General features: G+C 69.1%; 14 protein-coding genes and 1 pseudogene. 8 read left to right on the top strand and 7 right to left on the bottom strand.

Translation table 11 applies throughout. The annotated features are described in order from the left end of the window. Positions 1–2 precede the first annotated feature (2 nt). Both ACFPN1_RS12095 and ACFPN1_RS12090 read right to left on the bottom strand, forming a co-directional pair. A complete protein-coding gene (locus tag ACFPN1_RS12095; RefSeq protein ID WP_386755279.1) occupies positions 3–518 on the bottom strand; it encodes a hypothetical protein in 516 nt (171 codons plus the stop codon). A 103-nt stretch (positions 519–621) separates the two neighbouring features. Then, the gene (locus tag ACFPN1_RS12090; RefSeq protein ID WP_386755278.1) at positions 622–855 is read right to left on the bottom strand and encodes a hypothetical protein; all 234 of its coding nucleotides are present in this window, start codon (positions 853–855) and stop codon (positions 622–624) included. A 354-nt stretch (positions 856–1,209) separates the two neighbouring features. Between ACFPN1_RS12090 and ACFPN1_RS12085 the strand changes: the two genes are divergently transcribed. From ACFPN1_RS12085 to ACFPN1_RS12070, 4 genes and pseudogenes are all read left to right on the top strand, one after another. Further along, positions 1,210–1,434 (top strand): helix-turn-helix domain-containing protein, encoded by a 225-nt coding sequence (locus ACFPN1_RS12085; RefSeq protein WP_386755276.1) that lies wholly within the window; start codon positions 1,210–1,212, stop codon positions 1,432–1,434. Between the two features lie 190 nt (positions 1,435–1,624). Continuing rightward, positions 1,625–2,461: pseudogene (locus ACFPN1_RS12080) on the top strand (PA0069 family radical SAM protein); the annotation flags it as partial. Positions 2,462–2,584: 123 nt separating this feature from the next. Next, positions 2,585–3,295, top strand: a complete 711-nt coding sequence (locus ACFPN1_RS12075) for a sensor histidine kinase (protein WP_386755275.1) — start codon at positions 2,585–2,587, stop codon at positions 3,293–3,295. 9 nt (positions 3,296–3,304) lie between these two features. After that, positions 3,305–3,742: a response regulator gene (locus tag ACFPN1_RS12070; RefSeq protein WP_386755274.1), complete on the top strand. Its 438-nt coding sequence runs from the start codon at positions 3,305–3,307 to the stop codon at positions 3,740–3,742. Positions 3,743–3,865: 123 nt separating this feature from the next. On the opposite strand, the gene ACFPN1_RS12065 is transcribed toward ACFPN1_RS12070, so the two are convergent. The 3 genes from ACFPN1_RS12065 to ACFPN1_RS12055 all read right to left on the bottom strand — a co-directional run bounded on the left by ACFPN1_RS12065 (position 3,866) and on the right by ACFPN1_RS12055 (position 6,245). Beyond that, positions 3,866–4,573, bottom strand: a complete 708-nt coding sequence (locus tag ACFPN1_RS12065) for a 2OG-Fe(II) oxygenase (RefSeq protein ID WP_386755273.1) — start codon at positions 4,571–4,573, stop codon at positions 3,866–3,868. Positions 4,574–4,763: 190 nt separating this feature from the next. After that, complete coding sequence (locus ACFPN1_RS12060) at positions 4,764–5,819, bottom strand: class 1 fructose-bisphosphatase (protein WP_386755272.1); 1,056 nt, start codon at positions 5,817–5,819, stop codon at positions 4,764–4,766. Between the two features lie 96 nt (positions 5,820–5,915). Next, on the bottom strand, positions 5,916–6,245 hold the full coding sequence (locus tag ACFPN1_RS12055) for a hypothetical protein (RefSeq protein WP_386755271.1): 330 nt from the start codon (positions 6,243–6,245) through the stop codon (positions 5,916–5,918). A 292-nt stretch (positions 6,246–6,537) separates the two neighbouring features. On the opposite strand from ACFPN1_RS12055, the gene ACFPN1_RS12050 reads away from it, so the two are divergent. The 3 genes from ACFPN1_RS12050 to ACFPN1_RS12040 are packed head-to-tail and all read left to right on the top strand — an operon-like array spanning position 6,538 to position 9,040. Then, complete coding sequence (locus tag ACFPN1_RS12050) at positions 6,538–7,095, top strand: hypothetical protein (RefSeq protein WP_386755270.1); 558 nt, start codon at positions 6,538–6,540, stop codon at positions 7,093–7,095. Between the two features lie 3 nt (positions 7,096–7,098). Further along, positions 7,099–8,310, top strand: a complete 1,212-nt coding sequence (locus tag ACFPN1_RS12045; RefSeq protein ID WP_386755269.1) for an NIPSNAP family protein — start codon at positions 7,099–7,101, stop codon at positions 8,308–8,310. Positions 8,311–8,347: 37 nt separating this feature from the next. After that, positions 8,348–9,040 carry a helix-turn-helix transcriptional regulator gene (locus tag ACFPN1_RS12040; RefSeq protein WP_386755268.1) on the top strand — a complete coding sequence of 231 codons (693 nt, stop codon included), beginning with the start codon at positions 8,348–8,350 and terminating at the stop codon, positions 9,038–9,040. Positions 9,041–9,114: 74 nt separating this feature from the next. Here the strand turns inward: ACFPN1_RS12040 and pdxR are convergent, their stop codons facing one another. Both pdxR and ACFPN1_RS12030 read right to left on the bottom strand, forming a co-directional pair. Next, positions 9,115–10,608, bottom strand: a complete 1,494-nt coding sequence (pdxR, locus tag ACFPN1_RS12035; protein ID WP_386755267.1) for a MocR-like pyridoxine biosynthesis transcription factor PdxR — start codon at positions 10,606–10,608, stop codon at positions 9,115–9,117. Between the two features lie 91 nt (positions 10,609–10,699). After that, entirely contained in the window at positions 10,700–11,482 is a 783-nt protein-coding gene (locus ACFPN1_RS12030; protein ID WP_386755266.1) for a DUF1223 domain-containing protein, read from the bottom strand. 203 nt (positions 11,483–11,685) lie between these two features. Between ACFPN1_RS12030 and ACFPN1_RS12025 the strand changes: the two genes are divergently transcribed. Then, a partial coding sequence (locus ACFPN1_RS12025) for a hypothetical protein (RefSeq protein ID WP_386755265.1) occupies positions 11,686–11,899 on the top strand: 214 nt, incomplete at its 3' end.

Genomic DNA, 11,899 nt, shown 5'->3' with positions numbered 1-11,899 from the left:
CGTCAAATGAACGTCATGCCTCCGGAAAAGCCTCTTGATCCTCGGCGCATAGCTTGCTCGAAAGCCCAGCGCAGCGCTTCGGCGTCGACGCGCGCGTGGTGGCGCTTCATTCTGGCCTCGGGACGAGTCTCGAAATAGTCCTCGATGCGCGTCAGCACGTCACCGAAGGTCACTAGCATCTGCCTATAGGGCGGTGTTGGCGACAGGCGCATTCGCCCAAATCCGCTCAAGGCGTGAGTAAGCATCTTGAAGTCAAGGGCGTCGTCAGCCAAAACCAACGGCTCGCAAAAGCTACTCAGAAAATTGCGCAGATTGTCGGCAAAAACCGCGTCCGGCAATGCTGCGGGACCCCTGTCTAGCAGCGGATAAACGACCGCGCACACAAAGCTGGAAGGAGCGCTAGGCAGCGGATTCCGCTCGGCATAAAAGATCTCGCCGTCTTGGCTTACGAGTGCCAAGCTCACCAGCTCGCGGCCGATCTCGTCAGCCCACTCACAATCGAGAAACAGCCTAGTCATAGGCGTCCGCGAAGTCGTAACGATTGGCGGTCTGCCGAATTTGAGTCTGTCTCCATTCTCCAGAACTAAACGGCTGAAGTTGGGGGTGCAATGCGTATCCGAACTACGATTCTTGGTTCCAATGGGCCCAGAATTCGATCCGTTCGACTTCGCTCATCGCATGCGTGTGACCGGTTTCTTCTGCCAGCTGCACCTCTGAGGAGCGCACGCCAGCCTGCTTCAAGGCCGCGACCAATTCAGCGAGCGTAGGGCGGCGTTCGACAATTGGGCCAGCGAGCACGGCGACATACCCCTTTCGATTCCATCCATCCGAGTCCGAGCCAACGATCACGGTCATATCTCTTTACCTAAAGGCGTGCCAATGCGCTTCGTTTAGTCATCAAGACCAGTAGGCTCATTAGGCGGCCGGCCACTAACCCACCGGAGCCAGTCGTCTGCATGCGCGCATGGGCCGAGCACGGCGTCCTTTTCAGCCAACTTTCGCCCAGCCATTGCAATGAAGAACTGCACTCTCCATGGGTCGGGAATGTCGCCGAAGGCTACGACCTCGACAGCACGATCCCCTAGCCGGCGAATTGGCACCATGTTCCGGAGTTCGCTGCGCGTCATTCACGTGTCTGGCGCTGATACATATATGTAGACTACATATAAAGGAGTAGCTGTAAAAGTAGCTGTTTCTTAGGGTGGCCCAATGGAACCGGCTACCCTGCAAATGAAACTTGGGACGGCCATTCGGGCCCGACGTATTGCCCTAGGCTTCAGCCAGGATTCCTTCGCCGACCGAATTCGCATGCATCGCGCCTACTACTCTGCGATCGAGCGGGGCGAGCGAAATGTCACCCTGCACACCGTTTACCGTGTAGCTCAGGGCTTGCTGACGAGCGTGGCTGATCTCATGGCGGACGCCCGGCTGTAGCCGGCCGGCTCCGCAATTGCCCCTTCGCGGTCGTGGACTGCGGACAGCTGGAGGAGATCCCTGGCACCTGTTGAGTCACGGCGGGCGGATTCCGACGTCGTTCATGAACAAGCAATACCGCAACTCAAGAAAAAGCGCGGAAAAAGCGGCCATTTGGCTCATGAACAATTCTCCGGTGCGTATTACCGCGGGCTGCGTGTACTGCTTCGCGCGCCCCTCGCACGCCTACCTCGACCTGTCGCCGGGACTCGACTTCGAGACGCGCCTGTTCGCCAAGACCAACGCCGCCGAACGCCTGCGCGCGGAACTGTCGCGCCCGTCCTACCGCTGCACGCCGATCGCGCTGGGCATCAACACCGACGCCTACCAGCCGATCGAGCGCCGCTACCGCATCACCCGGCAATGCCTGGAAGTGCTGGCCGAAACCCGCCATCCGCTGAGCTTCGTCACCAAGAGCGCGCTGATCGAGCGCGACCTCGACCTGCTCGCGGCGATGGCGCGCGAAAGGTTGGTGAACGTGTATTTCTCGGTGACCACGCTCGACAACCGCCTCGCCGCACGGATGGAGCCCCGCGCCGCCGCACCGCACGCACGGCTGCGCGCGATGCGCGCGCTGGCCGACGCCGGCGTGCCGGTGGGCGTGCTGGCCGCGCCGATGATCCCGATGATCAACGACCGCGAGCTCGAACACATCCTCGAAGCCGCGCACGCACACGGCGCGCGCGCCGCCGGCTACGTGCTGCTGCGCCTGCCGCACGAACTCAAGCAGGTCTGGCGCGAGTGGCTGGAGCTGCACTATCCCGACCGCGCCGCGCACGTGATGAGCCTGATCCGGCAGATGCGCGGCGGCCGCGACTACGACAGCGCGTTCGGCCGGCGCATGCGCGGCGAGGGGCCGTTCGCGCAGCTGCTGCAGCAACGCTTCGCCAAGGCGCACGCACGCCTCGGCTTCGGCCGCCTGCCGCCGCTGGATGCGAGCCGCTTCACGCCCCCGCGCGCGGCATCGCCGCAGGGCGAACTGTTCTGAATGGCGGCGCAGCTGCGCCACCCACGCCTTTTTCGCGATATCCGCCAGCGGCATCGCGCGGCGCCGCCACGTCGCGGGCGATAATCGCCGCTCCGACACTGCCGGAACGTGCGCCCGTCGCCCATGACCGAAGCCGACTCCCAGGCGCAACTCGACGCCGCGCGCCGGCAGCTGCAGCTGCTGACCGACACGATCGCGCACGACCTGCGCGCGCCGTTGCGCAGCATCGACAGCTTCGCCGGCCACGTCGCCGCCAGCGCGCACGAACGCCTGACGCCGCGCGAACGCGAGCACCTGCAACGCGTGCGCGACGCCGCCACGCGCATGGGCGCACTGCTCGATGCCCTGGGCGAACTGTCGCGCGCCACCCACGCGCCGCTGCAGGTCGGCGAGGTCGACCTGAGCCTGCTGGCCGAATGGGTCCTGGCCGACCTGCAGGCCGCCGATCCCGGCCGCGTGGCGACGTTGCAGGTGCAGCCGGGACTGTCGGTGCGCGGTGACGAGCGCCAGTTGCGCCAGTTGCTGGCGCACCTGCTGCACAACGCCTGGAAGTTTTCCGCGGCCGCCGCCGCAACCCGCATCGAGGTCAGCGGCGCGCGCGCCGACGGCCGCCTGCGCCTGAGCGTGCGCGATGCCGGGATCGGCTTCGATCCGCGCTACCAGGACAAGCTGTTCGAGCCGCTGCAGCGCCTGCACGACGCGGCGCAGGGCGCCGGTCACGGCCTCGGACTGGCGATCGCGCGCTGCATCGCGCGGCGCCATGGCGGCGACATCACCGCGACTTCACAACCCGGTGACGGGGCCCGCTTCACTGTGACCCTGCCGGACGTGTGAGGGACGCGCATGGCGCACAAGGACATCCTGCTGGTCGAAGACAATCCCGACGACGTCGAGCTGACCCGGCTCGCCTTCGAGGAAGCCAACGTCGCCAACCGCATGACCGTCGTGCGCGATGGCGCGGAGGCGCTCGACTACCTGTTCGCGCGCGGCGCGTACGCGGGCCGCGACCGCCACGAGCTGCCGTCGATCGTGCTGCTCGACCTCAACCTGCCCAAGCTCGACGGACGCGAGGTGCTGCAGGCGATCCGCGCCGAGCCGGTGACGCGCGACCTGCCGGTGGTGGTGCTGACCACCAGCGCCGAACCGTTCGATGTCGAGGCCAGCTACGCGCTGGGCGTGAACAGCTACATCCAGAAACCGGTGGACTTCGAACAGTTCGTGGCCGCGGTGCGCCAGGTCGGGCTGTACTGGCTGGTGCTGAACCATCCGCGCGTGGCGTAGGGCGCCGCGCAGATCTCCGGCCACGACGCCGCTTACCGCGCCGCCGCGCGCCGGCAGAAAGGGGCATGCGCCGCTTGCTGCCACCGGCAACACACTCAGGGCGATGGCGGGTCGAGACCCGCCCTACGCGGGCGGACCGAACAACGCTTCCGCGCGCTGGAACAGGATCCAGCTCGTCGCGATGAACTTGTCGCCGCCCAGCGGCCGATTGCCGCGATGGGTGTGGGTGAACGCGGCCGGCGCGATCAGCAACGAACCGGTGCGCGGCGCGATCCGGCGCTGCTGGTAGAGGAATTCGGTCTCGCCCTCGCCGAAGCCGTCGTTGAGGTAGATCGTCCACAGCAGGTGGCGGTGCAGGGTCTCGTTGCGCGGATCGCGCGGATACAGCTCGCAATGCCAGTACGGGTAGCCGCCGCGTCCGCCGGCGTAGCGCTGCAGATTGATCGCGCCGGGACGCAGCACCGTCTGCACCACCGGCGCGAGCGCCGCATCGTCCATCGCCTGCAGGCGCTCGGCGGTGAGGCGGTGGCGCGCGCCGCCTTCGCCCGGCACTTCCAGCATCAGCGGCGCGATCAGCGTGTGCGGGTAGCGACGCAGGTAGGCCAGCAGGCCGCGGAACACCGCCTGGTTGAGCTGCGCTTCGGCATCGCGCCATTCCGGCTGGCCGCTGATCGAGATGTCGAGACTGTCCTTCAGCTCCGGCAGCACGCCGCCGCCCACGCGGCCCGGCGCTGCGGCGTTGCTGGCGAGGAAACGCGCGACCAGCGCCGCGCACGCCTCGCGCGACAGCGCGTCGTCGTAGACCTCGATGAAATCGGCGATGGGAGTCATCCGGAACCGCGGACGGAACGATGCCGCAGTAAAACAGATTCGCGCGTAGCCCGGGTAAGGCCGCAGGCCGCACCCGGGGCCGTCACGCAAGCGCGCCGCGCACAGCTTCCACACCGCATTGGTGTGCAACCCCAACGCGGGATCAGCCTGTCGTCGCGCGCCGCGCGGCTTCAGGCCTCGCCAGCGCCCCTCAGGCCGCCGCCACCTGCCCGTGCGCGGCATCGTGCTCGCGGTGGTAGCGCGTGGCGGTTTCGACTTCCTGCTTCGAACCCAGGAACACCGGCACGCGCATGTGCAGGCCGGTCGGCTCCACGTCGAGCAGGCGCACGCGACCGGTGGTGGCCGCGCCGCCGGCCTGTTCGACCAGGAAGCTCATCGGGTTGGCTTCGTACATCAGCCGCAGCTTGCCGCCCTTGTCGCGGCACTTGCTGTCGAGCGGATAGCTGAAGATGCCGCCGCGGGTGAGGATGCGGTGCACGTCGGCGACCATCGAGGCGACCCAGCGCATGTTGAAGTCCTTGCCGCGCGGGCCTTCCTTGCCGGCGAGCATGTCGCCGACGTACTGCTGCATCGGCGCTTCCCAGAAGCGCTGATTGGACACGTTGACCGCGAATTCCTTCGTCTCTTCCGGAATACGCATGCCGCGCGTGGTCAGCACGAACGAGCCGACTTCGCGATCGAGCGTGAACGCATGCGTGCCGTGGCCGACGGTGAGCACCAGCATCGTGCTCGGGCCGTAGGTGCAGTAACCGGCGGCGACCTGCGCGGTGCCCGGCTGCAGGAAGTGTTCGTCGGTGGGATGCGTCACGCCATCGGGGCAGCGCAGCACCGAGAAGATCGTGCCGACGGAGATGTTGACGTCGATGTTGGACGAGCCGTCGAGGGGATCGAACAGCAGCAGGTAGTTGCCGCGCGGGTAGACGTCGGGGATCGGCTGCGAATGGTCCATCTCTTCCGAGGCGAGGCCGGCGAGGTGCCCGCCCCAGGCATTGGCCTCGAGCAGGATCTCGTTGCTGAGCACGTCGAGCTTTTTCTGCGCCTCGCCCTGGACATTGATGCTGGCCGCGCCGGGCGTGCCGGCATCGCCGAGCACGCCACCGAGCGCGCCCTTGCCGACCGCGATCGAGATGGTCTTGCAGGCGCGCGCCACCACTTCGATCAACAGGCGCAGGTCGGCGTTGATGTGGCCGGCCCGTTCTTCCTCGATCAGGAAACGGGTCAGGGAAACGGACGGGGGACTGGACATGGCGGACGGCGGTGGCGGCGAGGGGCGCCATTGTCGCCGATGCGCGTGGCGTCGCGGCGGACCGGCCGCCGAGACGGAGCCCGCGGGCGGAAGGAATCAGGCGACCTTGCGGGTCGCGCGCGCGGCGTGCCGGTGCACGACCGTCGCCAGGCTCTGCCGCGCCATCGTCAGCATCAGCAGCGGCGCCGCCGGATCGGCCGCGGTCAGCACGCGGCGCGCAGCGTCCAGCACGTCGTTGACCATCTGCCCGGTGTCGGGGCCGAGCAGGGCGCGCAGGCCGCGCGAGGCGCTGTCGAGGTGACGCTCGCAATCCGGTCCGCAGCCGCGTCCGGCGCGCCGCACCACCAGCGCCATGGCGGCGTCCAGGCGGGCGAGCGCCTGCAGCAGTTCGTCGGCGGAAGCGGCGGCGTGTGAGGTCGTGTTCATGCGGATCAGTCTCGAAGCAGGCCGTCGCAACGGCTGAGATGCGGCCCACCCGTCAGTACGGGGTCGGGGGCCGGCGAAGGACAGCGTGCGTGGCCGGCGGTGGCGGGGCGGTGAAGGCGGGTTGCGGCGGATGCCGCCGGTTCAGCCGCGCAGCGGGCCCTGCTGACAGCAGGTTGGCAGCAGGGCCCGGGCAGGCTGGGCGTCCCTACATCAGGAACCTCGTCATGCCGCCTGTCCGCCGTCTCCGCGCCCGCGCCTGTCCGCTTTCCTCGTCCCGCGCGGAGGTCGCGCGATGACCAGCCGCCGCGACTTCCTCGCCGGCGGCGCCGCCGCCCTGGCGCTGATCCTGCCCGCGCCGTCGTTCGCGGCCGCGACGGACCCGGCCGCCGCCGGCGACGACGGCCGCCACGACTTCGACTTCTTCCACGGGGTCTGGGACGTGCACAACCGGCGCCTGCAACAGCGGCACGTTGGCGCGAACGCGTGGGTGGAATTTCCGGCGACGCTCGATTGCCGGCCGCTGCTCGGCGGCCTGGGCAACATCGACGAGTACCGCAGCGCCGAGGTCAACGGGCTCACCCTGCGCCTGTTCGACCCGGTGCAGCGACAGTGGAGCGACCGCTGGGCCAGCGCCCGCGACGGCCAGCTCGGCCTGCCCGCGCACGGCCGTTTCGTCGACGGCGTGGGGACCTTCATCGGCGAGGACAGCGACGCAGGGCGGCGCATCCTGTCGCGTGCGCGCTGGTACGACATCGGCACCGATCGCTTCGTATGGGAACAGGCGGCTTCGCTCGACGACGGCGCCAGCTGGGAAACCAACTGGATCATGCACATCACCCGGAGGCGCTGAGCCATGACCGAACCCGCACGCGACGGCCGCCACGATTTCGATTTCATCCACGGCCGCTGGCAGGTGCACAACGAGCGCCTGCGCCAGCGCCTGGTCGGCAGCAACGACTGGGAGATCTTCGCCGCCCGCGACGAATGCCGGCCACTGCTGGGCGGCGTCGGCAACCTGGAGGAATTCCACACCGGCTGGGACGGCGGCTACGAAGGCCTGGCGCTGCGCCTGTACGACATCGCCGCGCAGCAGTGGCGCATCCACTGGGCCAGCAACCGCAGCGGCGCGCTCGAGCCGCCGGTGAGCGGGCGCTTCGCCGACGGCGTCGGTACGTTCCATGGCGACGACACGCACGAAGGCCGGCCGGTGCGCGTGCGCTTCCTCTGGGAACCGCTCAGCGCGAACGGTGTGCACTGGCAGCAGGCGTTCTCCGCCGACGACGGCGCGAGCTGGGAAACCAACTGGCACATGTGGTTCCGCCGCCTCGACGCCGCCGATCGCCTGCTGCACGAAGACAACGTGCTCGAGTTGCGCCAGTACACGCTGCACCCGGGACAGCGCGACGTGCTGGTCGAGCTGTTCGAACGCGAGTTCATCGAGCCGCAGGAAGCGGTGGGCATGCACGTGATCGGCACGTTCCGCGATCTCGATGCGCCCGACCGCTTCGTCTGGTTGCGCGCATTTCCGTCGATGGCGGCGCGCCGCGAGGCGCTGCAGGCGTTCTACTTCGGTCCGGTCTGGCAGCAGCATCGCGAAGCCGCCAACGCCACCATGATCGACAGCGACAACGTGCTGCTGCTGCGGCCGGTCGGTGGCGACGCGGGCACGCGTGCGGCATTGCCGCGGCCGGCGCTCGGCGCGACGGCACGCGCGGGCGCGTTCTGCCTGGGCATCTGCGCGCTGCGCACGGCGGCGGAAGCGGGCTTCACCGCGCAGTTCGATCGCGACTTCGCCCCGCGCCTGCGTGCGCACGGCGCGCAGCTGATCGCGCGCTACTGCACCGACGCGAGCGAGAACACCTTTCCGCGCCTGCCGGTGCGCGAAGGCGAACGCGTGCTGGTGTGGCTGGCGCGCTTCGACGATGTCGCCGCGCTCGATGCGCACCTGGCCGCCTTGCGCGCCGATCCGGCGTGGCAGCAGGCGCTCGACGCGTCGCGCGCCACGCTCGCGCAAGCGCCGGAACTGCGCCGGTTGCTGCCGACCGCGCGCTCGGAATTGCGTTGACGGTTTGCGCCGGCGCGGAGACGGGCCATCATGCCGCATGCGCCGCGCCGACCGCCTGTTCCTGCTGATCCACGCCCTGCGCGGTCGCCGCTCCGCGATCACCGCGCAGCAACTCGCGCAGACGCTGCAGGTCTCGCTGCGCACGGTCTACCGTGATGTCGCCGACCTGCAGCGCTCGGGCGTGCCGATCGAGGGCGAAGCCGGTGTCGGCTACCTGCTGCGCAAGGGCGCCGACATCCCGCCGCTGATGTTCAGCGAGGACGAACTCGAGGCGCTGGTGGTGGGCACGCGCTTCGTGCGCGCCTTCGGTGGCGAACGCCTGGGTCGCGGCGCCACCGCGGCCTTGCTGAAGATCGAAGCGGTGTTGCCCGAGGCCCTGCGCGAGCGCAGTCGCCGCACGCGCATCTTCGCGCCGCCGCGCGACAACCGCATCGAGAGCAGCGGCCTGATCGACGCCTTGCACGCGGCGATCGAATGCATGCAGGTGCTGCGCCTGGAGTACCGCGACGGCAACGGCGCGATCAGCGCGCGCGAGATCGAGCCGCTCGCGCTCGCCTTCTGGGGCGGCGTATGGACGCTGGGCGCGTGGTGCCGGCTGCGTGGCGACTTCCGCAGCTTCCGCCCGGACCGCATCGTGGCCCATGCGCCGACCGGCGAGGTCTTCGCGGAGGATCCGGCGCGCAATCTCGATGCGTATCTGCGGGCGGTGGGAAGTGGTGGGGCGCGATAGCGGGAGATGATGTTTCCTTCTCCCCGCGCAGCGGGGAGAAGGTGCCCAACGGATGAGGGGCGCTTTTGCTTTGGCTAACCCGAACTCCGCGCCAGATACAACGCCGGCCGCCCGCGTTCGCCGGCCTTGCGGCGCGGGAACAAGGCGAGGCACTTGGCGAACAACGCCACCGCATCGCGGATCTCCCCCGGCGACATCGCGCTGAACCCCATGATCAGGCCGGTGCGTTGCGGCGGCTGCAGGTAGCACGGCGCGATCGAATACAGCGCGAGCTTGCGTTCGGCCGCCGCGCGGATCAGCGCCTCACCTTCCTCGACCGGCATGTCGCGGATCCACGCCACCAGGTGCATGCCCGAATGCGATTCCATGATTTCCAGGCGGTCGCCGCACTGCGCTTGCAGCGACGATCGCAACAGCTGGCGCCGCTCGGCGAGCTTGCGCGTCACCTGGCGCAGGTGGCGGTCGTACGCGCCGGAGGTGATGAAGTTGGCCAGCGCCGCCTGGTCGAGTGGCGGAGAGCCGAAATCATCGGTCCATTTCGCCGCGATCAGGTCGTCCTTCAGCCCGGGCGGCATGACGATGTAACCCAGCCGCAGCGACGGGAACAGCGTCTTGGAAAAACTGCCGACGTAGAGCACGCGGCCGTCGCGATCGAGTTCCTGCAGGGCGCGCACCGGTTGCCGGTCGTGGCGGAATTCGCCGTCGTAATCGTCCTCGACGATCCAGCCCGAGCCCAGGCGCGCGTACTCGAGCAATGCCAGGCGCCGTTCGTGCGACAGCACCGCGCCGGTGGGGAACTGGTGCGAGGGCGTGACGTAGGTGAGCTTCACCGCGGGATCGGGCAGCCGGTCCACCTGCATGCCGTCGGCGTCGACCGGCACGCCGACCAGGCGCGCGCCGTGCACCTGCAGGATCGTGCGCGCGGTGAAGTAGTGCGGTTCCTCCAGCGCGACCTCGTCGCCGACGTCGAGCAGCACGCGCGCGATCAGCGACAGCGCCTGCTGCGTGCCGCCGACGATGAGCACGTCGTCGGCGCTGCAGGCGACGCCGCGGGTGCGTCCGACGTGGCGCGCCACCGCTTCGCGCAGCGCGGGCAGGCCCTGGATGCGCGGGTAGTTCGGTTGCACGTACGGCGCGGCGCGGGCGAGTTCGCGCACCCACTGCGCGGTGAGCGCGGTGTTGACCATCGGCACGCCGAACTGGAACGCGTAACGCATGCCCGGCGGACGGCGTCCGGGAATGTTGCCGATGTCGCTGAACTCGCGCAGGCGCCGGCTGTAGTCGGACTGCGCGACGACCGCGCGCCGCACCGGCGGCGACCGCACCGGCGTCGTCCACGGCGAGGTGACATAGCTGCCCGAGCCGACGCGGCCGGCGATGAAGCCTTCCGCGCGCAGGTGCTCGTAGGCCGCGACCACCGTGGTGCGCGACAGGTTGAGGTCGTAGGCGAGCTCGCGGCTCGAGGGCAGGCGGGTGCCGTTGGCCAGGCGGCCGGCGGCCATCGCCTCCTTCAGGGCACGGGCCAATTGCAGATACAGCGGGCCGTTGTCGTCGAGAACCAGGTCCATTTCCTTCCTCCGGCGGCCATTGGAGCCTGCGGAAGAGGCCATTGGCAGTCCACTTCCGGCGCGGAAGGCCGGGCCACTGCCGGCACCGGCCTCAGCGGCAGTCGCGCAGCGGCAGCACCAGGCTCTGCAGCGTGCGTGCATCCTGCGCGCTTTCGGCGAACAGCACGACCCCCAGCCCGGCCGGATCCAGGCCCTGCAGCGGGATCTGCACCGCGCCCTGCGTGCCGGCCGCGTCGAGTTTCCACGGCCCGGCGAGCTTGCGCACGACATGGGTGTGGTGCAGCGACACGCCGCGGTTCTCGCCGGCGGTGATCTCCCGGTCGACGCCGGCCTGGTACAGCGCCAGCCACAGCATCGGCGCCGCTTCGGCGGCGGCCGTTCGCGTGGTGCCGGTGGCGGGCCGCGCCGAGAGCTGCAGTTGCGCGCGATCGCCGGTCACGTTGCCGGACAGCGACAGCTCGACCTCCGCCGCGCCTTCGCGCGCGCTGCGCAGGGCGCGGTTCACGCCCGCCGGCGTGCGCCAGTCGAGCATCGTCTGCGCGCCCAGCATCACCTGCGGCGTGACCAGCGTCTTCTTCTTCGCCAGGCGCACGCGGTAGCTCTGCCGCTGCGTGTAGGCGGCATCGGAGAACGGATCGACCCAGCCTTCGTCGTTCCAGTAGTCGACGTGGAAGGCGAGCGCCGCCACCTCCGGCTGCGCTTCCACGAGCGTGCCCAGCCAGCGATCGGCCGGCGGGCACGAGCTGCAGCCTTCGGCGGTGTAGAGCTCGACCAGCGGCACGCGCGCCACGCCGCTGTGCACGGCGCACGCGGGCGACGCGGCCCACGCGGGCAGCGCGAGACAGCAGAGAAGGACGACAGGCAGACGGCGCATGGATCGCCTCGAGGGGAACGCGGGGAGCCTAGCGGACGCGCGGGTGCAGGAGCGGTCCATTTGCGTGCGCGGATGCAAGGCCATCGCGCGCGAAATCCACGTTCGCGCACACCGAAAACGTCCGATGCGCTACGGGAGCGGTGTTAACGATTTGTAAGTTGACTCACCCGGCCGTCCGGCGGGTTCCCGATCTGGAGTTTGGAATGACACACCAACCGCAACAACATCCGCTCGCGCACGCCCTCAGGCTCGCACTGACCTCGACGCTGGCCGCTGCGGCGATGCCCGCATTCGCGCAGGACGCCGCACCCGCGCCGCAGGAAAAGGAAGCCACGACCCTCGAGCGCATCGAGGTCACCGGTTCGCGCATCAAGCGCACCGACATCGAGACCTCGCAGCCGGTGTTCTCGCTCAGCC

Source organism: Lysobacter yangpyeongensis, assembly GCF_042655745.1.
In the GTDB taxonomy this organism is placed as follows: Bacteria; Pseudomonadota; Gammaproteobacteria; order Xanthomonadales; family Xanthomonadaceae; genus Agrilutibacter; species Agrilutibacter yangpyeongensis.
Note: the sequence above shows the minus strand (reverse complement) of the source record. Positions and strands in the feature narration are given on the sequence as shown.

What these genes read in the sequence shown, in the direction of transcription:
- ACFPN1_RS12060 (WP_386755272.1), bottom strand. Translation starts at nt 5,819, where the DNA reads ATGTCCAGTCCCCCGTCCGTTTCCCTGACCCGTTTCCTGATCGAGGAA.
- ACFPN1_RS12040 (WP_386755268.1), top strand. Translation starts at nt 8,348, where the DNA reads ATGCGCCGCGCCGACCGCCTGTTCCTGCTGATCCACGCCCTGCGCGGT.
- ACFPN1_RS12055 (WP_386755271.1), bottom strand. Translation starts at nt 6,245, where the DNA reads ATGAACACGACCTCACACGCCGCCGCTTCCGCCGACGAACTGCTGCAG.
- ACFPN1_RS12030 (WP_386755266.1), bottom strand. Translation starts at nt 11,482, where the DNA reads ATGCGCCGTCTGCCTGTCGTCCTTCTCTGCTGTCTCGCGCTGCCCGCG.
- ACFPN1_RS12045 (WP_386755269.1), top strand. Translation starts at nt 7,099, where the DNA reads ATGACCGAACCCGCACGCGACGGCCGCCACGATTTCGATTTCATCCAC.
- ACFPN1_RS12090 (WP_386755278.1), bottom strand. Translation starts at nt 855, where the DNA reads ATGACCGTGATCGTTGGCTCGGACTCGGATGGATGGAATCGAAAGGGG.
- ACFPN1_RS12075 (WP_386755275.1), top strand. Translation starts at nt 2,585, where the DNA reads ATGACCGAAGCCGACTCCCAGGCGCAACTCGACGCCGCGCGCCGGCAG.
- ACFPN1_RS12085 (WP_386755276.1), top strand. Translation starts at nt 1,210, where the DNA reads ATGGAACCGGCTACCCTGCAAATGAAACTTGGGACGGCCATTCGGGCC.
- ACFPN1_RS12070 (WP_386755274.1), top strand. Translation starts at nt 3,305, where the DNA reads ATGGCGCACAAGGACATCCTGCTGGTCGAAGACAATCCCGACGACGTC.
- ACFPN1_RS12095 (WP_386755279.1), bottom strand. Translation starts at nt 518, where the DNA reads ATGACTAGGCTGTTTCTCGATTGTGAGTGGGCTGACGAGATCGGCCGC.
- pdxR (WP_386755267.1), bottom strand. Translation starts at nt 10,608, where the DNA reads ATGGACCTGGTTCTCGACGACAACGGCCCGCTGTATCTGCAATTGGCC.
- ACFPN1_RS12050 (WP_386755270.1), top strand. Translation starts at nt 6,538, where the DNA reads ATGACCAGCCGCCGCGACTTCCTCGCCGGCGGCGCCGCCGCCCTGGCG.
- ACFPN1_RS12065 (WP_386755273.1), bottom strand. Translation starts at nt 4,573, where the DNA reads ATGACTCCCATCGCCGATTTCATCGAGGTCTACGACGACGCGCTGTCG.